The organism is Actinomadura sp. NBRC 104425 (assembly GCF_030269545.1).
GTDB classification, from domain to species: Bacteria; Actinomycetota; Actinomycetes; order Streptosporangiales; family Streptosporangiaceae; genus Spirillospora; species Spirillospora keratinilytica.
In genome coordinates this window covers 40,547-60,664 of record NZ_BSTN01000034.1, presented here as the reverse complement: position 1 = coordinate 60,664, position 20,118 = coordinate 40,547, and the positions used below count along the sequence as shown (strand labels likewise).

Here is a 20,118-nt window from a genome sequence, read left to right as displayed (position 1 = left end):
GTGGCGTCGATGACGGCGCCACCGGCCCCTTGTCGTGTGCACCGGCCACCAGGGGCAGCCGCCTTCACAGCGTCCCCGCCGCGGCGGTACTCGCTGAAGTCATGGGCGGATGCCGGCCTCGGCGCGCATCACGGCGCGCCGCCGTGACCGAACCGCCCAACGCCGACCCCCGTGTGCCGTCTGCTTGCGGTGACACCCGGCACCGCCACGGTGGCCAGTGACGTTCCACCCGGGCGGATGGACTTTCGTGTCCTGTTTCCGCCGGGCGGGGCTGATGTCGTGACGGCAGAGCAAAAGCCCTATCGGTTCGGAGCGCCCGGACTTCATGCCTTGGGCGGCGGATGATACCGGCTTCCATGTGATCGAGGCGGGACGGCATGTGTTGCTGCGCGACGGTGAGATGGTGGTTATCCGGCCGCTGGTGCGGCGGCGAACGCATCCTCGGCCTGCCCCGCGATCCGCTCCTCAAGGAGCCCCCGGCCGGATGCGCCTCGCCCGGACATCACGGCAGGGGCATCCGGCCGGATCCCGGTGCCGGCCGGGCGACGATGTTCACCTGCATCCGTGGGTGCGCTCTTCGCGCGTGCGGGGGTGCGCCGGCGCCTCCTGGGCGATCTTCCCAGAGGGGCGCCGGCGGCGGTTTCGTCACAGGAGCGCGAGCCGGGGCGCCCCCTGGGCGCGCACGCGGGCGCCGAGGGCGGTGCGCAGGTGGGCGGCCGAGCCCAGCAGGGGCTCCAGGAGCAGTGCCCGGCGCAGGTAGCGGTGGAAATCGTGTTCCCAGGTGAAGCCCATGCCGCCGAGGACCTGCTGGCAGTTGGCGGCCGCGGTGCGCACGAAACGGCCGGCCATGATCTTGGCCAGTTGCGCGGACTCCGGCGACTCGTCCTCCCAGGCCGCCTCGGCCGCCAGTTCGGCGCATTCCTGCCAGAGGCGGACGTCGGCGAGCGCGTGTTTGACCGCCTGGAAGCCGCCGATCCTGCGGCCGAACTGCTCACGGGTGCTCACATGCTCGACCGCGAGCGTGAGCATGCGCCGGCCGAGTGCGTTCAGCTCGTACGCGAGGGCGCGCTGGCCCGCCGCCAGCAGGGCCTGCCAGCAGGTCCTGGCCGGCTCTCCTTCCAGCACCTCGGCGGTGGAGAGGTCCAGGTGGGTCTCCACACGGTGCCAGCCGGAGTCCGGATCCAGTCCGTCAGCGGGGGCCTTCGAATCCACGGCACCGGGTGCGGTCACGATGACCACCTCGGAGCCGTGCCAAGCCGGTACGACCAGCCGCTCTGCGTCGCCGGCCGCGAGGACCCCGCGGATCGGCGATGCCGTGCCCTCGATGCGGGAGGTGGGGTCGCTGTGCGGCAGATCGGGGTAGACCACCCGGGCCGGTCCCTCGATACCGGCTGCGGCCAGCACGATGTCGTCGAGCATCGTCGTTTCGGTGAGGTGCTCGCCCTGCAACGTGCTGATGCCGTAGACCGCCATCTGGGGGGACTCGGCCAGCATGTCGTGCCAGCCGAAGCCGGTGACCGCCGCCCGCAGGTCGCCGGTGGCGGCCCCGCTCACCACCTGGGAGAGGCTGTCGAGGAGCAGCCGCCGCTCGTCGTCGTCCACGTCTCACTCCCTCGGCAGGCCGAGGACGCGCTCGGCGATGATGTTGCGTTGGATTTCCGCGGCGCCGCCGTAGATGGAGGCGGCGCGCGAGTACAGGTAGTCGCTGCGCCAGTCCCGCGCCGGGCCGTCCGCGCCGAACAGCAGCGTGTTCGGCAGCGCCTCCAATGCGGCGTCGAACAGGTACTTCTCGGCGGTGGACATCAGCAGCTTGTCGAAGGACGGCAGCACTCCCAGCGAGCGGCCGTCCGACAGCGACCGCAGGGTCCGCCGGGACAGCAGACGCAGGGCGTGCACCAGCTCGAACGCCTCGCCCGCCCGGGCGTCGGCCAGCTCGGGCGCCTCGGCGACCAGCCGTTCCAGGCGCCAGCGCATCCAGGCCTGCCGCTGCCAGGCCGCGACGCCGCGCTCACAGCTGAGGACGAACATCGCGACCGCCCAGCCGCCGCCGACCTCGCCCAGCGTGCGGTCCTTGGGCACCAGTACGTCGTCGAAGAACAGGCTGCAGAAGTCGGCCTCGCCGGTCATGGCCACCAGCGGGCGGACGGTGATGCCGGGGGTGTTCATGTCCACGAACATCGCGGTGATCCCGCGGTGCGCCGACTCGGGCGTGCCGGTGCGGGCCAGCAGCAGGCACCGGTCGGCGTACTGGGCCCAGCTGGTCCACACCTTCTCGCCGTTGACCCGCCAGTGGTCGCCCTCGTCCACCGCGCGCATCCGCAGCGAGCCCAGGTCGCTGCCCGCATCCGGCTCGGAGAAGCCCTGGCACCAGGTCTCCTCCCCGCGCAGCAGCCGCGGCAGCACCTGCGCCGCCAGCTGCGGAGGGGCGAAGCGCGCAACGGCCGGGCCGAGGACCTCCTGGGTGGCGAAGGAGAAAGGCGGCGGGTATCCGGCCGCGGCGAGCTCCTCGCTCACCACGCCCCGCACCGCCACGGCCCCGCCCAGCCCGCCGACCTCCTCGGGCCAGCCCAGCCGGATCCAGCCGGCCTCATACAGCAGCCGCTGCAGCTCCATCAGCGTGCCGACCATGCGGTCGGGCTCGGTGGGCAGTTCACGGAAGCGTTCCAGCCGGTCGGCGTGCTCGGCGAGCCAGGCCTGGAACCGCTCCAGGACGGCAGGCACCGACGGCTTGCCGCCGGTGAGCACGGCACGGACCTCGGGATCGACCGTCATCGGCGCACGCCCGCTTCCAGGATGTGGACGGCGCAGGCCGAGGCGAGCCCGATGACGTGGGTCAGGCCGACCTTGGCGCCGGGGATCTGGCGGGCGCCGGCCTCGCCGCGCAGATGGGTGACGACCTCGTAGATGTTTGCGACGCCGGTGGCGCCCAGCGGGTGCCCCTTGGACAGCAGGCCGCCGGAGACGTTGACCGGAATGCTCCCGTCGCGCCAGGGGGCGCCGGAGTCGATGAAGTCGCCGGCACCGCCCGGCGGGCACAGCCGCAGGTTGTCGTAGTGCAGCAGCTCGGCGGTGGCGAAGCAGTCGTGCAGCTCCACCAGGTCCAGGTCCTGCGGGCCGATGCCGGCCTTCTCGTAAGCCATGTCGGCGGCCTGCCGGGTCAGGGTGTTGACGTCGGGCTGGACCTGGCCGGACTTGCTCCAGGGGTCGGAGGTCATCACCGAGGCGGAGATCTTGACCGCCCGCCGCCGCACATCGGGGTCGAGGGTCTTCAGCTTGGCGTCGGAGACCAGCACCACGGCGGCCGCCCCATCACCGGTGGGGCAGCACATCGGCAGGGTGTTGGGGTAGGAGATCATCTCGGCGGAGAGGATCTCCTCCAGGGAGAACTCCTTCTGGTACTGGGCCAGCGGGTTGAGCGTGGAGTGGGCGTGGTTCTTCTGCGCCACCTTGGCGAAGTGGGTGGCGGTCACGCCGTGCTCCAGCGCGTACTCCATGCCGGCCATGGCGAACACCCCGGGCATGAGCCCGGTGCCCAGCACGCCCTCGGTCTTGAGCACCGAGCCGTAGCGGCCCTTGGGCTGGTAGACCTTCTTGTCCGGGCGGGGCTTGGCGGCGCCGCCGAGCATGCCCATCTTGCCCATCTTCTCCACGCCGACGGCCAGGCCGCTGTCGCACTCCCCGGCGGCGATGGACATCATCACCACGCGCACCGCGGTGGCGCCGGTGGCGCAGGCGTTGACCACGTTGTAGACCGGGATGCCGGTCTGGCCGATCTGCTTTTGCAGCCGCTGGCCGTTGTGGGAGTTGGCCTCATAGACGTTGCCCATCGCCAGGATCCCGATGTCGGCCATGCTGGTGTCGGCGTCCGCGAGCGCGCCCATGGCGGCCTCGCTGGCCAGGTCGAGCAGGTCCTTGTCAGCGAAACGGCCGAAGGGCGTCATCGCCGCGCCGATGATCCACACGTCGCCGCTGCTCACTTCTCGCCTCCCTGCGGGCGGTAGCCGAAAGCGATCGCCTCGGTGCCCTCGTCGTCGGTGCCCACGGCATAGGTCTCCAGTACCACCGGCAGCCGGGGGGTGATCTGCTCGGGATCTTCGACGCCCAGCAGGTTGGCCTTCACCACGCCGCCACCGTCCAGTTCGACGATCGCCGACACGAAGGGCCTCTTCACCCGGTGCACGAAGGTGAAGGCGCGCAGCCGGCCGTGGTTCGACAGCGCCCGGGCGGTGAACTCGGTCCCGAAGCACTTGGCGCACGCGTTGCGGCGATCGAAGTACAGGGCACCGCACGCGGTGCACTCCCGGGCCCGCAGGTGGGGTCGGTCGCCGAGTTCCAGGTAGTCGACGACCGGAATCTGTTGCGGCATCCTCGCCCTTCCGATCTGCAGTGGTTGGTGTCCGCCGGGTGCGGCCACCCGACAAACACTCGATTCATGGACAGTATATTACTAGAGTATCTATCGTTGGCGACTGTGAGGAGTGGCGTGTCCGAGGCATGGATCATCGACGGGGTGCGCAGCCCGCGCGGCAAGGGGAAGCCGTCTGGCGCCCTGCACGGCGTGCACCCCCAGGAGCTGCTGGCGCAGGTGCTGCGCGCGCTGGCCGAGCGGACCGGCATCACCCTCGGTGATGTGGACGATGTCGTCGTCGGTAACGGCGACCAGCGGGACGACCACGGCGATGACATCGCCCGGCTCGCCGTGCTGGCCGCCGGCTGGCCGGTCGAAATCCCCGGGGTGAGCCTCAACCGGTTCTGCGGCTCCGGCCAGCAGGCCGTGACGTTCGCCGCGGCCCAGGTGGCCGCCGGATGGCAGCGGCTCGTCGTGGCCGGCGGCGTGGAGTCGATGTCGCGCTACCAGCCGCGGCGCGGCGGCCCACTGCTCGACGGCGGCAACCCCGCGCTGCGCGCGGCCTACCCGCTCGTCCCGCAGGGCATCGCGGCCGATCTCATCGCCACGATCGAGGGTTTCACCCGCGCCGACGTGGACGCCTTCGCGCTGCGCAGCCAGCAGCGCGCGGCCGAGGCCATCGCCGAGGGCAGGTTCGAGCGCAGCATCGTCGCGATCTGTGACCAGGACGGCAAGGTCCTGCTCGACCACGACGAGCACCCCCGCCCGCAGACCACCCTGGAGTCCCTCGCCGCGCTGGAGCCGGCGTTCGCCAGGGCGGGCGCCAAGGTCCGCGAGCCGGAGGGGCTGTCGTGGGACGAGCAGTGCGTCCGGCGCTATCCGGAGATCACCGAGGTCCGGCACGTGCATCACGCCGGGAACTCCTCGGGCGTGGTCGACGGCGCGAGCGCGCTGCTGCTGGCCTCGCCCGACTACGCGCGGGCCCATGGGCTGCGGCCCCGGGCCCGGATCCGGGCCGCCACGGTCGCGGGTGCCGATCCGGTGATCATGCTGACCGCGCCGACCCCGGCCTCGCGGGCCGCCCTCAAGCAGGCCGGCATGACGGTGGGGGACATCGACCTGTGGGAGATCAATGAGGCGTTCGCCGCGATCCCGCTCAAGGTCATCGCCGACCTCGGCATCGATGCGGACAGGGTCAACGTCAACGGCGGCGCCATCGCGCTCGGCCATCCCATCGGCGCCACCGGGCCGATGTTGCTGCAGATCGCTCTGGACGAACTGGAGCGCCGTGACCTGGGCACCGCGCTGGTGACGATGTGCACCGGCGGCGGCATGGGCACCGCCACCGTCATCGAGCGGATCTGACGGCCGGGCCGGTCCGGCGACGGTGACGACCCGCGGCGCTCCGGCCCGAGGCCGGTGCCCGGCGGGCGCACCCGAACCGGCCCGGCCCGCCGCAGGACTGCGGAACGGGCCGCGACGGGCGCGCCGGTCTCAGGACCGCGGGGTCTTGATGGGGGTATCGGCGTCGCCGACGATACGGCGCATGCGCGCCAGGATCTCGGTGAGCTCCCGCTGGTCCTCCTCGGTGTTGCCGTAGAACCCGAAGTTGATGCCGCGCAGGGACTCGGTGGCCGCGGTGGCCAGCTCTCGGCCGGCCTTGGTGATGGTGACCATCGTGGCGCGCCGGTCCGTCGGGTGCGGGCTGCGCGCGATGAGCTTGCGGCCCTCCAGCCGGTCGGTCGCCAGCGTGGCGGTGGTGGCGTGGACGAGCAGGCTGCGGGCCAGATGGCTGATCAGCCGGGTGCCCGTCTCGCTCAGCTGCAGGGTCATCAGGAACATGTAGTCCGTGATGTTCAGCTCGTGCTTGCGCAGCTCCTTCTCGACCGCGTCGACCAGGAGCCGTTGGAAGCGCAGCACCGAGCTCATGGCGATGAACGCGTCCTCCGAACCGCCGAGCTGATGCCGCCGCCAGAAGTGGCGTGCCCAGTCCACCGGGTCCGCCGGCGGCGTGCCGTTGTCGGCGCCGTTTTTCCTGTTCGCTGCCATTACCGCTCCCGTTCGTTGCCGTCGGACACGGTGAACCGTGAGATCAACATTTTAGGCCGCGACATTACCTGCGAAGGCCTACAGGAGGTCACGGCGCGCTCGATGTCCGGACTTGAAGGGTGCGGGCCTCCTTCATGGTTGAAGACGCCACAGGAAGCCGGAAAACGAGAGGCCGCAGCTGCTCGGTCCGGAGGCCAAGCCGGACAGAAGGTCTAGTGGACAAATATCTATACCACGAATAAACTGCCCTGCAAGGTTCGTCGGTCGGAGCCGGCTGGAACCGGAACGGCACCGTCTCGCACCGGTGGTGACCAAGACGTGACGAGGCGGCCCAAGCGGCTGTCGCGACGAGGGACGAGGCCGGCCGACGGTGAACGATCCACTACGACATCTGGGAGCAGGCATGGGAAGTCTGGATCAGTTGGTCGCCGTGGTGACGGGCGCCGGCCGAGGCATCGGTCGTGAACATGCCCTGCTGCTGGCGTCCGAAGGCGCCGCGGTCGTGGTCAACGACCTGGGCGGCGCCCCGGACGGCACCGGTGCCGAAAGCGCCCCGGCCGAGCAGGTGGCGGCCGAGATCCGCGCCGCCGGCGGCAGGGCGGTGGCCAACACCGACGACGTGGCCGACTCGGTGGGCGCGCAGCGCATCATCGACACCGCCCTCAGCGAGTTCGGCCGTCTGGACATCGTGGTCAACAACGCCGGCATCCTGCGCGACCGGGTGCTGGTCAACATCAGCGACGAGGACTGGGACCTGGTGGTCCGGGTGAACCTGCGCGGCACCTTCCTGGTGACGCGGGCGGCCGGCCGGTACTGGAGGGAGCAGAGCAAGGCCGGCCGGCAGGTCAGCGCCTCGGTGATCAACACCTCCAGCGAGTCCGGCGTGTTCGGCAACCCCGGGCAGGCCAACTACGCCGCGGCCAAGGCGGGGGTGGCCTCGCTCACCCAGGTGGCCGCCAAGGAGCTCGGCCGCTACGGAGTGCGGGTCAACGCGATCCTGCCGCAGGCCCGCACCCGGCTCACCGAGGGCGCCTTCGGCGACGCCCTGGCGGCCAAGGAGGGCGCCTTCGACCGCTGGGATCCGGCCAACGTCTCCCCGTTCGTCGCCTACCTGGCCGGCCCGTCCTGCCAGATCACCGGTGAGGTGTTCATCGCCGGGGGCAGCCGGGTGCAGCGGGTCCGGCCCTGGGAGCGCGACCCGGACTGGAAGCTGCAGACCGAGGGCCGCTGGACGGTCGCCGGCCTGGAGAAGGCGGTCGCTGACGCCGGGGTCCCGCAGGGCCAGAAGTGGACGGCCAACCCGGGCAAGGGGGCCAAGTGACCACCACGGCCTCTGAGGACAGGCCCGCAGACGGCGCACGGACCGCCGAGGCCCGCATGCCGGAGGCGGTGATCGACGAGGCGATGATCGCCTCGATGCGCGCCAAGGTCGGCATCGACCTGCGCATCGACCACTCGGTCAACAACGAGGAGGCCACGCGGATCGCGGTGGCCAAGTTCGCCGGCGGCATCGGTGACATCAACCCGCTGTGGACCGACGCCGAACGCGGCCGGCGCTCCGACTACGGGGGGCCGGTGGCGCCGCCCTCGTTCGTGATCGGCTGCTTTTCGGGCATCCAGTTCGGTTGGCCCGGCCTTGGTGCGTTCCACTCGTGCACCGACATGGACATGCTCGCACCGATCTACTGGTATGACACCATCACCGCCAAGTGCCGCTACGACGGGTTCACCGGGCCCAGGCCCTCCAAGTTCGCCGGCCGGATGGTCACCGACCACTTCACCAACACCTACGTCAACCAGCACGGCGAGAAGGTCGCCGAAATCCGCTGGCAGGTGGTCAACTACGAGCGGGCCAGCGCACGCGGCAAGAGCAAGACGCGCAAGCCGCTGACCGTCCCGCACCCGTGGACGCCGGAGGAGCTGGCCGAGATCGAGGAGCGGGTGCTGGCGGAGAAACCGCGTGGTGCCGAGCCTCGCTGGTGGGAGGACGTCTCGGTCGGCGACCCGGTGGACACGCTGACCAAGGGGCCGATCGGGCTGACCGACGAGGTGGCCTTCATCGCCGGCGGCGGCACCCCGATCCCGCGGCTGAAGGCGCACGCCGCCTCGCTCGCCGACTACGCCGCGCATCCCGCATGGTCGTTCCGCGACCCGGAGACGGGGGCCAAGGAGCCGATCTACGCGGTGCACTACAACCAGGCCGCCGCCAACGCCATGGGCGTGCCCTATCAGTATGACGTGGGCTTCCAGCGGCAGTGCTGGCAGATTCAGCTGATGACGCACTGGATCGGCGACTCCGGCTGGGTCAAGCACATCTCCGCCCAGTACCGCGGCTTCGTGTACCTGTCCGATGTGATCGAACTCGGCGGTGTGGTGACCGGCAAGGAGATCGACGCCGACGGCGAGCACGTGGTGCACGTGCAGACCTTCGCCCGCAACCAGCGCGGCGATGACGTGATGCCGGGCAGCGCCGTCGTCGCGCTGCCGAGCCGCCAGGGCGGGCCGTCGCCGGCAGCCCGCAGGGCCCGGAGCGCGTCATGACCGAGATGAGCGTGGAACGGCGGGAACTGCGCGAGGCGGTGCGGCGCTGCCTGGAGCGCGGGGAGGGGCCCCGGCCGTATCTGGTGGGTGAGCCCGGCACGAGCGAGCCGTACGACGGCAAGCTGTGGCATCTGCTGGGCGCCGAGGTCGGCGTGGCCGGGCTGATCGTCCCTGAAGAACACGGCGGGGCGGGGGCGCGCCTGGCCGACCTTGCGGTGGTGGCCGAGGAACTGGGCCGCTTCCTGGCTCCGGTGCCGTTCCTGTCCACCGTGGCGCTGGCCACGCCGGCCCTGCTGCTCAGCGACGGGGACGCCCTCGCCGGGGAACTGCTGGCCCGTATCGCCGGCGGAAACGCGACCGCGACGTTGGCCTGCTGTGACGGCGACGGATCGTGGGACGTGGAGACCGCGGCCGTGTCCGCCGTGCCGGCCGGGGGCGGCTGGCGGCTGTCCGGGAGCGCCTCCTTCGCCGTGGACGCGGTCGGCACCGACATCCTGCTGGTGCCGGCCCGAACTGGCGCCGGCCTGGGCCTGTTCGCCGTCGAGCGAGACGCCCCCGGGCTACGCTGCCAGGCGTCCACCACACTGGACCTGACCAGGCCCTTGGGCACCGTCACGCTGGAGGCGGCCCCGGGCAGGCCGATCGGCCCGGACTCGGGCGCGGAGGCGGTGCTGCGGCCCGCGCTGGACGTGGCTCTGGCGCTGCTGGCCGCCGAGCAGGTCGGCGGCGCCCAGCGTTGCCTGGACGAGGCCGTCGCCTACGCCAAGCAGCGCATCCAGTTCGACCGTCCGATCGGCAGCTTCCAGGCGATCAAGCACACGCTGGTCGACATGCTGCTGAAGGTGGAGATGGCGCGCTCGGCGGCGTCCATCGCCGTCGCCGCCGCCGACGAGTACCTGGCGGCTCCGGGGGAGGAGAACGCCCGGCGGCTGGCCGCGGCCGCGAGCCTGGCCAAGTCGGTGTGCTCGGAGGCGTTCATGTACGCGGCCGAGGAGTCGCTGCACGTCCATGGCGGTATCGGGTTCACCTGGGAGCACGACTGCCATCTGTACTACCGCAGGGCCAAGGCCTCGGAACTGTTCCTGGGCGACCCCGGCTGGCACCGGGAGCGGCTGGCGGTTTGCGCGGGGCTGTGACGGCGCCCTGAAGACCCGGGACCGGATGCCGCGCGGCAGGGGCACGGATCCGTGCCCCTGCCGCGGTGTTCCGCCCAGGGCATGCATGTTCCTCTTGGATGCTATGGGGAGTTACTGATAAGCTGACTCAATTTCGCGAATAGTTGAGTGCTAGATGGTTATCCCGGGCATGGAGTTCCATGTCCGGTTCAGACCTGCCCGTCGGCGGGGGTCGGCTCCTGTGTGCGGGGCAGGGTATAGGGCGGTTGATCTTGTTCAACTAGGACATCCGGAAATCTCCCGTTTGCTCTATGGACATCCCTGTGTAATCCAGATTACTCTAGCGCTCGACAATTTTCCTATGGAGTAAGTACAGGGGTTGGGCATGACCGAGCTGCTCGTGCTCCAGGCCATGCGGCTGAAGGGGCGGATCACCGCCGAGGCCGCGGCTGCATGTGCGATGACCGGTGTGTCGGAGGCGGGGGAGCGGCTGGCGGAGCTGGCGAACGCCGGCCTGGCCAAGCAGGCGGGCAACGCGTTCCGGATCACCCCTCAGGGGCGGGAGCGCCTGGCGGAACTCCTGCGGCAGGAGCGCCAGGGCGTCGACCAGGCCGCCCTCGACCAGTGCTACCGGGACTTCGACGAGGTCAACACCGAGCTGAAGAGCATCGTCACCAGCTGGCAGCTCAAGGACGGGCAGACCCCCAACGACCACACCGACCCGGACTATGACCAGCAGGTCGTGGACCGGCTGGTGGCGCTGCACGGGCGTTTCGCCGAACTGCTGGCGCGGATGGTGGAGTTCGTCCCCCGGCTGCGCTCCTACCAGAGCCGGCTCGACCACGCGGTCGAGCGGCTTGAGCAGGGCGACCACTCGTTCGTGGCCCGTCCGATCGCCGACAGCTACCACACGGTCTGGTTCGAGCTGCACGAGGAGCTCATCGGCCTGCTCGGGCTGAGCCGGGCAGAGGAGGCCGCGGCCGGGCGCGCGGTCTGAGGCGGGAGGAGTTCGACGATGGCCCTGTTGTGGATGGGCGAGCACGACGACCTCAACCGGGAGGTCGTGGGGGGCAAGGCCCATAGCCTGAACCGGATGCACCGGCTCGGCCTGCCGGTACCGCCGGCGTTCGTGCTGACCACCGACGAGTGCGCGCGTTTCTTCGCCGCCGGGGAGAGACTCGGTGAGGACCTGCTGGCCCAGGTGCGTCGGGCGGTGCACACGCTGGAGGAGCGCACCGGCCGGCGGTTCGGTGACACCGAGCGCCCACTTCTGGTCTCGGTGCGGTCCGGAGCCGCGCGCAGTATGCCCGGCATGATGGACACCATCCTCAACCTCGGCATCAACGACGAGGTCGAGGCCGCCCTGCGGACCCAGACCCAGGACGCCGGCTACGCATCCGGCACCCACCGCCGCTTCACCGAGCAGTTCGAAAGCGTGGTCGGGCAGGCCGCGCCCCCGGATCCGTGGGAGCAGCTGATCGCGGCGATCGGCGCGGTGTTCCGGTCCTGGCGGTCGCCGCGCGCGGTCGCCTACCGCCGCCACCACGGCATCGGCGACGACGGAGGCACCTCGGTCACCGTGCAGGCCATGGTCTTCGGCAACCTGGACGATTTTTCGGGCACCGGCGTGCTGTTCACCCGCAACCCGCTGACCGGCGAGTCCGACCCCTACGGGGAGTGGCTGCCCCGGGGCCAGGGCGAGGACGTGGTGTCCGGCAGGCACGACCCGCTGCCGCTGTCGGCGCTGGCCGAGCAACAGCCCCAGGTGCACCGCGAGCTGCTGGCGGCGGCCGCCCGGCTGGAGGAGGTCGGCAAGGACGTCCAGGACATCGAGTTCACGGTGGAGTCGGGCAAGCTGTGGCTGCTGCAGGCCCGGCCCGCCAAGCGCTCTCCCGACGCGGCCGTCCGGTTGGCCGTCGCGCTGCACGCCGACGGCCTGCTCACCGCCGAGGTCGCGCTGTCCCGCGTCACCTCCGAACAGGTGGCTGCGGTGTGCCGGCCCCGGGTGGCCCCGGAGGCGAAGGCGTCGGCGACCCTGGTGGCCCGCGGCGAGCCCGCCTGCCCTGGAGTGGGGATCGGGCGTGTGGTGCTGGAGGTGGAGGAGGCCGAGGAACTGGCCGACTCCGGTGTCGAGGTGGTGCTGGCCCGTCCCACGACCGACCCCGACGATGTGTCCGGCATGATCGTCTCCTCGGCGATCCTGACCGAGATCGGCGGCTCCACCTCGCACGCCGCGGTGGTCAGCCGGGAGCTCGGCACGCCCTGCGTCGTCGGCTGCGGCCAGGGCGAGCTGGCCGCGCTGGCCGGACGCCAGGTGACCGTCGACGGCACGACCGGGGAGGTGTTCGAGGGGGCCCTGCCGCTGGCGCCGTGCACCGAGGCCGACAACCCCGCGCTGGCCGCCCTGCTGTCGTGGGCCCGCGCCTTGGTGCCCGGGGTGGACGGCTCGCCCGCGGCGGTGTTCCAGGCGGCCCGCGACGCGCTGGCCGGCAAGGCCACGGACCGCTCCGCGACCGAGCCGGCCGCGAAATGACCGGCCCGGCCGACGCCATGGCGCCGCCCGCGGGCGGCGTGCGCACCGCCTGAGAGGAAAACGACCCGTTCTATGAAAGCCAAGCCGGCGCCCTGGAGCGTCTACACCAGCCACGCCCGGCTCAGCGCGCCCGACGGCGACGAGGCCGTGGCCGAACTCGAAGAACTCGGGTTCGGCGCGGTCTGGATCGCCGACTGCCGCGGCCGCCTCGACGCCGTCGTCGGCGGCCCTGGCGGCATCGCGATCGCTGCATGTCGGGACCGCGGTACTCAGCGTCTGGGACCTGGACGCCGCTGCCGCCGCCGCCGGTTTCCACCGCATCGACACCGCCCATCCCGGCCGGTTCACCCTCGGGGTCGGGGTGAGCCACGCACCGTTGGTAGAACGTTCCGGCGGGCACTACGCCCGGCCGTACGCCAAGATGCGGGACTACCTCGACGGCCTGGACGTCGCGGACGGTCCGGTGCCCGCCGACCGCCGCATGATCGGGGCCAACGGCCCGAAGATGGTCAGCCTGGCCGCCGACCGCTCCGCGGGTGCGCTGACCTACATGGTCACCCCCGAGCGCACCCGGTGGCACCGCGAGCGCCTGGGCCGGGGCCCGCTGCTGGTGCCCGAGCAGAAGGTCGTGCTCGATGCCGATCCCGTCTCCGCACGGGCGACGGCGCGCGCCCATCTGGCCATCTACCTGACCCTGCCCAACTATGTGGGCAACCTGGTGAAGATGGGGTTCGACGCCGACGACCTCACCGACGGCGGAAGCGACCGGCTGGTCGATGCACTGGTCGCCTGGGGGACGCCCGAAGCCGTCGCCCGCCGCGCCCGTGCGCACCACGACGCAGGCGCCGACCAGGTGGCCCTGCACGTGGTGACCGGGGATGTGGGCCTGCCCCGGCAGGGCTGGCGGGAGTTGGCCGCCGCCCTCACCTGAGCTCGGCGGCGCGGTATCCACGGGCGGTGCCGCGCCGCCGCCTGCCGACCGCCCTGCCGTCACCGTTCGCGTGCCTCCCGCGACGCGCCGGCAGGGCGGCGCAATGCCGTGCGGGCTGTGGCGGCGTCCGGGGCTCGTGCGCGAGGCGCATCAGCGCCGCCGTCCGGTGAGCAACGCCGCGCTCGTGCTCACCCGCGCAGAACGCCCACCGCCCTGCCCACCGTGCTTGCGGTGTGACAGCGGGCAGGGCGGCGGGTCCTTGCATCCGGATCATTCAAGAGGTGGAAGAACGGTTCGGCGCGGCGGCCGGTTCCTTGGGCAGGCCCAGGACCCGTTCGGCGATGATGTTGCGCTGGATCTCGTCGGTGCCGCCGCCCAGACGGAAGCCGGGGACGCCCAGGACGAACTCCGACCAGGCGAACGTGCCCCACTCGCCGGTGTCGGCCAGCAGTTTCGGGCCCAGCGCGAGCCCGACCAGGTGGGCGAGGGCGGCCAGGTTCTCCGTCAGCGCCAGCTTCGACAGCGACATCTCCGAGCCGGGGGGCCCGCCGGCCCGTGCCGCGGCCTCGGCCCGCTCCCGCATCGCCTTCGCCGCGGCGACGCCGGCGTGCACCCGGGCGTAGGCCTGCCGCACCTGCGGGTCGGTGGACCGGCCGAGATGGTGCAGCATGGCCACCAGGCGTTCCATCCGGAACAGGCCGTTGCCGCCGCCCGCCGCGCCGCCGATCGCGCCGCGCTCGTGCATCAGGGTGGCCAGCGCCACCTTCCACCCGCCGTCCACCTCGCCCAGCCGGTAGGCGTCGGGCACCACCACGTCGTTGAGGAACACCTCGTTGAAGTCGGCGCCGCCGGTCATCTGCCGCAGAGGGCGCACCTCGACGCCGGGCGCGTGCATGTCGATCACGAACGCGGTCAGGTTCCGGTGCCGCGGCGCCGGCGAGGTGCGGGCCAGCAGCAGGCCCACGTCGGAGAAGTGCGCCCCGGAGGTCCACACCTTCTGGCCATTGATCACCCACTCGTCCCCGCGCCGGGTGGCCCGGGTGGACACGGCCGCCAGGTCGGAGCCGGCGTCCGGCTCGCTGAACAGCTGGCAGCCGACCGAGTCCCCGCGGTAGATCGCGCGCAGCCACCGCTTGACCGCCTCGGGCGAGCCGAAGTGCTGCAGGGTGGGGCCCACCATGCCCAGGCTCACGCCCAGCGGCGAGCGGGACGGCGTCTCATAGCCGCGCTCGATCTGCAGGTAGGCGCGTTCGTAGCGGGCGGGCAGCCCCCGCCCGCCCAGTTCCACCGGGCCGGTGATCCAGCCGAACCCGGCGTCGAAAACGGTCCGCCGCCACTCCCGGGCCGCCTGGACCTCTTCCTCCGTGGCGCCGCGGAACAGGCTCACGCGGTCATCGCCCTCGCCCCAGGCCGGTGCCGTCCCGCCGCCGCGGCGCGGGCGCGCCACCCGGTCAAGGAACGCCGTGGCCTCGGCGCGGAAGTCGTCGAGCTCGGGAATCTGCCGCTGTGGTTCGTCGGGCACGCCCATCCCCTTCCGGATGCGAACAGTTTGTCGCTGAATAAATAATCTAGCATTAGAGTTTAGGGATGCGGAGGGCTGTGCTCCGTGTTCCGAACGGAGTGCCGGTCGTCCTCCCGCGCGGCTCTGGGAAGGCCGGCCCGATCGGCCTGGGCGCCCGGCGCCGCCGGAGCCGGCGGCCGGTCCTGGCTGTCCGGAGCGTCCCGTGATAGACCTGGGTGGTCATGGTGTCGGGAGACCGGGCGGGGTGTGCTCTCCGGCCGGGGCCGAACGACCGTCGCAGGGCGCCGGTCCGGCGTGGTCGCCGGGCCCCCGGCGCCGCCTGAGGGCCGCACACGGCCGCAAGGTGGCGCCATACTGCGATTCCCGAATGAAGTCTAGCTCTAGACTATCTAGCTCACAACCGTCTATGGTGGCTCCGGAATATTTCGGTCAGCAGGTATCCGCCCCCGAAGCGGAGGCATCGAAGGGCTTCGCGACGCGATGACGCGCTACCAGGCACTGGAGTTGATCAGGAACGGCCCTGTCGGCGAGCTCCGCCTCGCCCGGCCCGACCTCCACAACAGGTTCGACGAGGTGATGTTCGCCGAGCTCGGCGGGGCGCTGGAGGAGTTGGCCGCCGACATGCAGATCCGCGCCGTGGTGTTCTCCGCCGAGGGCAGGCACTTCTCCGCGGGCGGCGACACCGACACCATGCTGGCCGCCAACGCCGACCTGCAGGTCCTACTGGCCCAGGTCGACGACGGCCGCCGGCTGTTCCGCACCTTCGCCGACTTCCCCAAGCCCCTGGTGGCCGCCGTGCATGGGCATGTCTTCGGGGTCGCCACCAGCCTGGTGCTCACCGCCGACGCGGTCGTCTCCACCCCCGGCGTGCGCATCTGCGACCCGCACGTGCACTTCGGCCTGGTCGCCGGCGACGGCGGGTGCGTCACCTGGCCCGCCGCGCTGCCGATGGTGCTCGCCAAGCGGCACCTGCTGTGGGGCGACCCGCTGTTGGCCGAGGACGCCCACCGGTTCGGCCTGGTCACCGAACTGGTCGACGACGCCGGGCAGGTGCGCACGACGGCGCTGGAACTGGCCGAACGGGTGGCCGCCCTGCCCCCGGTGGCCGTGCAGCTGACCAAGCGGGCCCTCAACAAGGTGCTGGCCGCCCGCATCGACGAGGCCTTCGATACCGCCTTCTACCTGGAGGCCATCACCGCCGGCACCGCGGACCTGCGGGAGGCCGTCGCCGCGTTCACCGAGAAGCGTCCCGGCAAGTGGAGCGGCCGATGAACACCTCCCGAGCCAAGCTGCCGCCGCTCACCGAGATCTGGGGCACCGAGGTCGCCGAGACCCGCTACGCCGGTCACCCCGGCAGGGTGTACCGGCCACGGCCCACGTCGCTGGGCGAGATGCTGGCCGGGCTGCCGCGCTGGGCCGAGCGCACCTTCCTCGTCCAGGGCCGCCGCCGGATCTCTTTTTCCGCCTTCCTGCGCGCCATCGGCCCGGCCGCCGACGCGCTGACCGCCCGCGGCGTCCGGCCCGGCGACCATGTGATGATCCTGGCCTACAACAGCCCCGACTGGGTGCTGGCGCTGCTGGCCGCCTGGCGTGCCGGGGCGGTGCCGACGCTGGGCAACCGCTGGTGGAGCGACGGCGAGATCGCCCACGGGCTGAAGCTGACCCGGCCCGCCCTGGTCATCACCGACCTGCCCGCCCCCGCCGCGCACGGCATCACCGACGCCATGGCGCCCGCCGAGCTGGCCTTCGCCTTCGACACCGCCTCCGAGGCGGATCTGCAGGCCGTCCTGGCGGACTTCCCCAGGCCCGACGAGGACGCCCCGGCGCTGGTCATCTTCACCTCCGGCAGCACGGGCGCGCCCAAGGGCGTGGTGCTGTCGCACCGCTCGGTGATCGCCAACCAGCACAACCTGCTGTCCCGCTCCGGGCGGCTGCCGGTGAACCTGGACGAGAGCGCCCCCGCGCCGGTCGCGCTGGTGTGCACCCCGCTGTTCCACATCGGCGGCGTGTCGAACCTGATCACCAATCTGATCATCGGCGGCAAGGTGGTGCTCACCGAGGGCCGTTTCGACGCCGGGGAGGTGCTGCGGCTGATCGAGACCGAGCGGGTGCAGACCTTCGGCGGCGTGCCGACCATGGCCATCCGGGTGCTGGAACACCCCGACTTCGACTCCTACGACCTGTCCAGCCTGCGGTCCTGGCCGCTGGGCGGGGCGCCCGTCCCGCCCAGCCTGCTGGAGGCGATGGTGCGCCGGCTGCCCCGGCTGGAGCGGCGCGGGCTGGGCAACACCTGGGGCATGAGCGAGTCCGGCGGCTTCCTCACCGTCGCCGGCAACCGCGACCTGGCCCAGCGCCCCGGCACGGTCGGCCGGCCCTATCCGGTGGTCGAGCTGCGGATCGCCGACCCCGACGAGCACGGCAGCGGGGAGATCCTGGTCCGCAGCCCCACGGTCATGCTCGGCTACCTGGGCCTCGACGATGGGACCGTCGACTCCGACGGCTGGCTGCACACCGGCGACGTCGGGCACCTCGACTCCGACGGCTACCTGTTCCTGGACGGCCGCAGCAAGGACATCGTCATCCGCGGCGGCGAGAACATCGCCTGCGCGCACGTGGAGACCGCGCTGGCCGGGCACCCGGACGTCGTCGAGGTCGCCGTCTTCGGCCTGCCCCACCCCGACCTGGGCGAAGAGCTGGCCGCCGTGGTGGTGCACCGGGACGGCGCCGCACCCACCGCGGCCGGCCTGCGCGGGTACCTGACCGGCAGGCTCGCCTACTTCGAGATCCCGACCCGCTGGCGGATCCAGGCCGAGCGGCTGCCGACGCTGGCGGGGGAGAAGATCGACAAGAAGACGCTGCGTGCGACGTTCACCGACGCGGACCCGGCGGCACGAGGATGACGATGGTGCGACTGAGCCCTCCGGACGAGTACTTCAACCACCAAGTCGCCTACCCCCACGCGATGGTGGGCTCCAGCGACCCCAGCTGGCGGGAGCGCTACTGGGTCAGCATCCAGGACACGGCCGGCAAGGACACCGTGCTCACCCTGGGGCTGGGCAAGTACCCCAACCAGGACGTGCAGGAGGGCTTCGCCGTCCTGTCCACCGGCGGACGCCAGCACAACCTGCGGCTCGCCCGCGCCTTGGCCCCCCACAACGACCGCATGCACGTCGGCCCGCTGCGGGTCGAGATCGTCAAGCCCTTCCGCAAGCTGCGGTTCATCCTTGAGGAGAACCCCTCCGGCCTGGCCTTCGACCTCACCTGGACCAGCGGGCTGGAACCCGTCCTGGAGGGACGGCACTTCCAGGTGAGCCGGACCCGCGTCACCTACGATGCGATCCGCTACGTGCAGCTGGGGAGGGCGTCCGGCACCCTCGTCGCGCCGGGACGGGAGTTCACCCTCGACCCGCAGACCTGGTGGAGCGAACGCGACCACTCCTGGGGCACTCGCCCGCTGCCCCGCGCCCAGGGAGCGCCCCCCGGCGAACGCCCCGAGTGGCGGATGCTCATGTTCTGCCCCCTGCAGCTTCCCGACTTCGGGGTGCACCTCTACCTGTACGAGGCCAGGCCGGGCCGCCCGCTGCACCTGTCGGCGAGCATCTGCCGTCCGCACGGCGCCCAGGCCGAGGACGACATGATCGTCGGTGTCGAGCACGACCTGCGCTGGGTCGCCGGAGCCCCGGCACCCACGCTGGAGGGCGGCCGGATCGCGCTGGTCCTCGACAGCGGCAGGCGCATGGAGTTCGACCTGATCGCCCACCCCGGCCGCGCCCACCTGAGGGGCGGCGGCTACGAGGGCTGGAACGGCTGGTACCAGGGCCACTGGAAGGGCGAGGACAGCCTGGAGCACGAGGTGTGGGACCTGACCGACCGCGACCAGTTCTACCGCTACGCCAAGGCCGGCAGCGACCACCTGGTCGAGGTCCACCACGAGGGCCGGGTCGGCTACGGGGTGATGGAGTACATGGTGCTGCCGGGCTACCCCCGCTATCAGGAGGCCATCCCGCCGCAGCCCGCCTCGCGGGACGGTGGGCGATGAGCACCGCGACCGCCGCCGAGCCGGGCGTGGAGGAGATCGCCGCCGCCCTGCGCGACTTCCTGAGCCGGCAACTGCCCGAGGGGGCCGCGCCGCAGGTCTTCGGGCTGCGCCGCTCGGGCACCGGCAGTTCGCGGGAGAACTGGCCGTTCGATGCGGTGTGGAACGTCGACGGCCGGCCGGTCAGGCACCGGCTGCTGATGCGCCGCGACCCGCCGGCGGCCGTGGTGGACACCCACCGCGAGCGGGAGTTCCGGCTGCTGCGGCGCCTGGCGGACACCCCCGTCCCGGCACCGCGGGTGCACTGGCTCGACGACACCGGCGAGTACCTGCTGCGCCCCACCATGATCGTCACCAGGTACGAGGGGGAGGCGCACCGGGCGGTGCTGCGCCCGGCCGACCCCCTCGGACTGGGCCCCGAGCGGCAGGCCGCACTGGCCGAACGGCTGTGCCAGACGCTGGCCGAGCTGCACCGCATCGATGTCGATGCCGGCGGGTTGCGCGCGGACCTGAAGGACCCGGGGCCGAACCCGGCCGAGCACGAGCTGACCCGCTGGGAACGCGAGTTGGAGGCTCAGGAGCTGGAACCTCAGCCCGCCCTGCGGATCGCCGCCGACTGGCTGCGCGACAACCTGCCCGGCCCTCCGGAGCGGACCGTGCTGGTGCACGGCGACTTCCGTCCCGCCAACGTCCTGGTCCAGGACGGCGCCCTGGGGGTGCTGCTGGACTGGGAGCTGGCCCATCTCGGTGACCCGCTCGACGACCTGGGCTGGTACACCGCCCCGCTGTACGCCCGCGAGCACTTCATCCCGGGCCGCTGGGACGCGGAGGACTTTTTGCGCCGCTACACCGAGCTGACCGGCATCCGGGTCGATCCGGCCGCACTGCGGTTCTGGCAGATTTTGTCCACCTTCCGGCTGGCGGTCATCGCGCTGGCCGGCGTCCGCAATTTCTGCCAAGGCGGCACCGACCGTCCCGCCGCCCCTGCCGACACCGTGATCCGGCAGGTGCTGGCCGGGATCCTGGCCGCGGAAGGAGGGTGA

The 20,118-nt window shown here is 71.8% G+C and carries 17 protein-coding genes; 11 read left to right on the top strand and 6 right to left on the bottom strand.

Annotation, left to right across the window (positions count from 1 at the left end; all coding sequences use genetic code 11):
* Positions 1-645: 645 nt before the first annotated feature.
* The 4 genes from QSK22_RS30505 to QSK22_RS30490 are packed head-to-tail and all read right to left on the bottom strand — an operon-like array spanning position 646 to position 4,366.
* Positions 646-1,602 (bottom strand): acyl-CoA dehydrogenase family protein, encoded by a 957-nt coding sequence (locus QSK22_RS30505; protein WP_285497920.1) that lies wholly within the window; start codon positions 1,600-1,602, stop codon positions 646-648.
* Between the two features lie 3 nt (positions 1,603-1,605).
* Entirely contained in the window at positions 1,606-2,772 is a 1,167-nt protein-coding gene (locus QSK22_RS30500; protein ID WP_285497919.1) for an acyl-CoA dehydrogenase family protein, read from the bottom strand.
* Positions 2,769-3,977, bottom strand: coding sequence for a thiolase family protein (locus QSK22_RS30495; protein WP_285497918.1), 1,209 nt, complete (start codon positions 3,975-3,977; stop codon positions 2,769-2,771). Before QSK22_RS30495 ends, QSK22_RS30500 begins: the two co-directional genes overlap by 4 nt.
* Positions 3,974-4,366 carry a Zn-ribbon domain-containing OB-fold protein gene (locus QSK22_RS30490; RefSeq protein ID WP_285497917.1) on the bottom strand — a complete coding sequence of 131 codons (393 nt, stop codon included), beginning with the start codon at positions 4,364-4,366 and terminating at the stop codon, positions 3,974-3,976. The genes QSK22_RS30495 and QSK22_RS30490 overlap by 4 nt, the downstream gene beginning before the upstream one ends.
* A 117-nt stretch (positions 4,367-4,483) precedes the next feature.
* Between QSK22_RS30490 and QSK22_RS30485 the strand changes: the two genes are divergently transcribed.
* Entirely contained in the window at positions 4,484-5,713 is a 1,230-nt protein-coding gene (locus QSK22_RS30485; RefSeq protein ID WP_285497916.1) for an acetyl-CoA C-acetyltransferase, read from the top strand.
* Between the two features lie 129 nt (positions 5,714-5,842).
* On the opposite strand, the gene QSK22_RS30480 is transcribed toward QSK22_RS30485, so the two are convergent.
* A complete protein-coding gene (locus QSK22_RS30480; RefSeq protein ID WP_285497915.1) occupies positions 5,843-6,397 on the bottom strand; it encodes a MarR family winged helix-turn-helix transcriptional regulator in 555 nt (184 codons plus the stop codon).
* A gap of 403 nt (positions 6,398-6,800) precedes the next feature.
* Between QSK22_RS30480 and QSK22_RS30475 the strand changes: the two genes are divergently transcribed.
* From QSK22_RS30475 to QSK22_RS30450, 6 genes are all read left to right on the top strand, one after another.
* On the top strand, positions 6,801-7,718 hold the full coding sequence (locus QSK22_RS30475) for an SDR family oxidoreductase (protein ID WP_285497914.1): 918 nt from the start codon (positions 6,801-6,803) through the stop codon (positions 7,716-7,718).
* Positions 7,715-8,938 (top strand): FAS1-like dehydratase domain-containing protein, encoded by a 1,224-nt coding sequence (locus tag QSK22_RS30470; RefSeq protein WP_285497913.1) that lies wholly within the window; start codon positions 7,715-7,717, stop codon positions 8,936-8,938. Before QSK22_RS30475 ends, QSK22_RS30470 begins: the two co-directional genes overlap by 4 nt.
* Positions 8,935-10,074, top strand: coding sequence for an acyl-CoA dehydrogenase family protein (locus QSK22_RS30465; protein WP_285497912.1), 1,140 nt, complete (start codon positions 8,935-8,937; stop codon positions 10,072-10,074). The genes QSK22_RS30470 and QSK22_RS30465 overlap by 4 nt, the downstream gene beginning before the upstream one ends.
* A 364-nt stretch (positions 10,075-10,438) precedes the next feature.
* Positions 10,439-11,050, top strand: a complete 612-nt coding sequence (locus QSK22_RS30460; protein WP_285497911.1) for a hypothetical protein — start codon at positions 10,439-10,441, stop codon at positions 11,048-11,050.
* 18 nt (positions 11,051-11,068) lie between these two features.
* A complete protein-coding gene (locus QSK22_RS30455) occupies positions 11,069-12,586 on the top strand; it encodes a pyruvate, phosphate dikinase (protein WP_285497910.1) in 1,518 nt (505 codons plus the stop codon).
* Between the two features lie 229 nt (positions 12,587-12,815).
* Complete coding sequence (locus QSK22_RS30450) at positions 12,816-13,517, top strand: TIGR03620 family F420-dependent LLM class oxidoreductase (protein WP_502872388.1); 702 nt, start codon at positions 12,816-12,818, stop codon at positions 13,515-13,517.
* 274 nt (positions 13,518-13,791) lie between these two features.
* On the opposite strand, the gene QSK22_RS30445 is transcribed toward QSK22_RS30450, so the two are convergent.
* Positions 13,792-15,039 (bottom strand): acyl-CoA dehydrogenase family protein, encoded by a 1,248-nt coding sequence (locus QSK22_RS30445; RefSeq protein WP_285497908.1) that lies wholly within the window; start codon positions 15,037-15,039, stop codon positions 13,792-13,794.
* 480 nt (positions 15,040-15,519) lie between these two features.
* Here QSK22_RS30445 and QSK22_RS30440 point away from each other — a divergent pair, with 480 nt between their 5' ends.
* Genes QSK22_RS30440 through QSK22_RS30425 form a run of 4 tightly spaced genes read left to right on the top strand, consistent with a single transcriptional unit; the run spans position 15,520 to position 20,118 of the window.
* Positions 15,520-16,311, top strand: coding sequence for an enoyl-CoA hydratase/isomerase family protein (locus tag QSK22_RS30440; RefSeq protein ID WP_285497907.1), 792 nt, complete (start codon positions 15,520-15,522; stop codon positions 16,309-16,311).
* Positions 16,308-17,939 (top strand): class I adenylate-forming enzyme family protein, encoded by a 1,632-nt coding sequence (locus QSK22_RS30435; protein ID WP_285497906.1) that lies wholly within the window; start codon positions 16,308-16,310, stop codon positions 17,937-17,939. The genes QSK22_RS30440 and QSK22_RS30435 overlap by 4 nt, the downstream gene beginning before the upstream one ends.
* Positions 17,940-17,941: 2 nt before the next feature.
* On the top strand, positions 17,942-19,078 hold the full coding sequence (locus QSK22_RS30430; RefSeq protein ID WP_285497905.1) for an Rv3169 family protein: 1,137 nt from the start codon (positions 17,942-17,944) through the stop codon (positions 19,076-19,078).
* Positions 19,075-20,118, top strand: coding sequence for a phosphotransferase family protein (locus tag QSK22_RS30425; protein ID WP_285497904.1), 1,044 nt, complete (start codon positions 19,075-19,077; stop codon positions 20,116-20,118). Before QSK22_RS30430 ends, QSK22_RS30425 begins: the two co-directional genes overlap by 4 nt.

Excerpts from the sequence above, each read along its gene's own strand:
- QSK22_RS30430 (WP_285497905.1), top strand. The coding sequence starts at position 17,942 with ATGGTGCGACTGAGCCCTCCGGACGAGTACTTCAACCACCAAGTCGCC.
- QSK22_RS30425 (WP_285497904.1), top strand. The coding sequence starts at position 19,075 with ATGAGCACCGCGACCGCCGCCGAGCCGGGCGTGGAGGAGATCGCCGCC.
- QSK22_RS30480 (WP_285497915.1), bottom strand. The coding sequence starts at position 6,397 with ATGGCAGCGAACAGGAAAAACGGCGCCGACAACGGCACGCCGCCGGCG.
- QSK22_RS30475 (WP_285497914.1), top strand. The coding sequence starts at position 6,801 with ATGGGAAGTCTGGATCAGTTGGTCGCCGTGGTGACGGGCGCCGGCCGA.
- QSK22_RS30465 (WP_285497912.1), top strand. The coding sequence starts at position 8,935 with ATGACCGAGATGAGCGTGGAACGGCGGGAACTGCGCGAGGCGGTGCGG.
- QSK22_RS30435 (WP_285497906.1), top strand. The coding sequence starts at position 16,308 with ATGAACACCTCCCGAGCCAAGCTGCCGCCGCTCACCGAGATCTGGGGC.
- QSK22_RS30490 (WP_285497917.1), bottom strand. The coding sequence starts at position 4,366 with ATGCCGCAACAGATTCCGGTCGTCGACTACCTGGAACTCGGCGACCGA.
- QSK22_RS30460 (WP_285497911.1), top strand. The coding sequence starts at position 10,439 with ATGACCGAGCTGCTCGTGCTCCAGGCCATGCGGCTGAAGGGGCGGATC.
- QSK22_RS30500 (WP_285497919.1), bottom strand. The coding sequence starts at position 2,772 with ATGACGGTCGATCCCGAGGTCCGTGCCGTGCTCACCGGCGGCAAGCCG.
- QSK22_RS30455 (WP_285497910.1), top strand. The coding sequence starts at position 11,069 with ATGGCCCTGTTGTGGATGGGCGAGCACGACGACCTCAACCGGGAGGTC.
- QSK22_RS30440 (WP_285497907.1), top strand. The coding sequence starts at position 15,520 with ATGACGCGCTACCAGGCACTGGAGTTGATCAGGAACGGCCCTGTCGGC.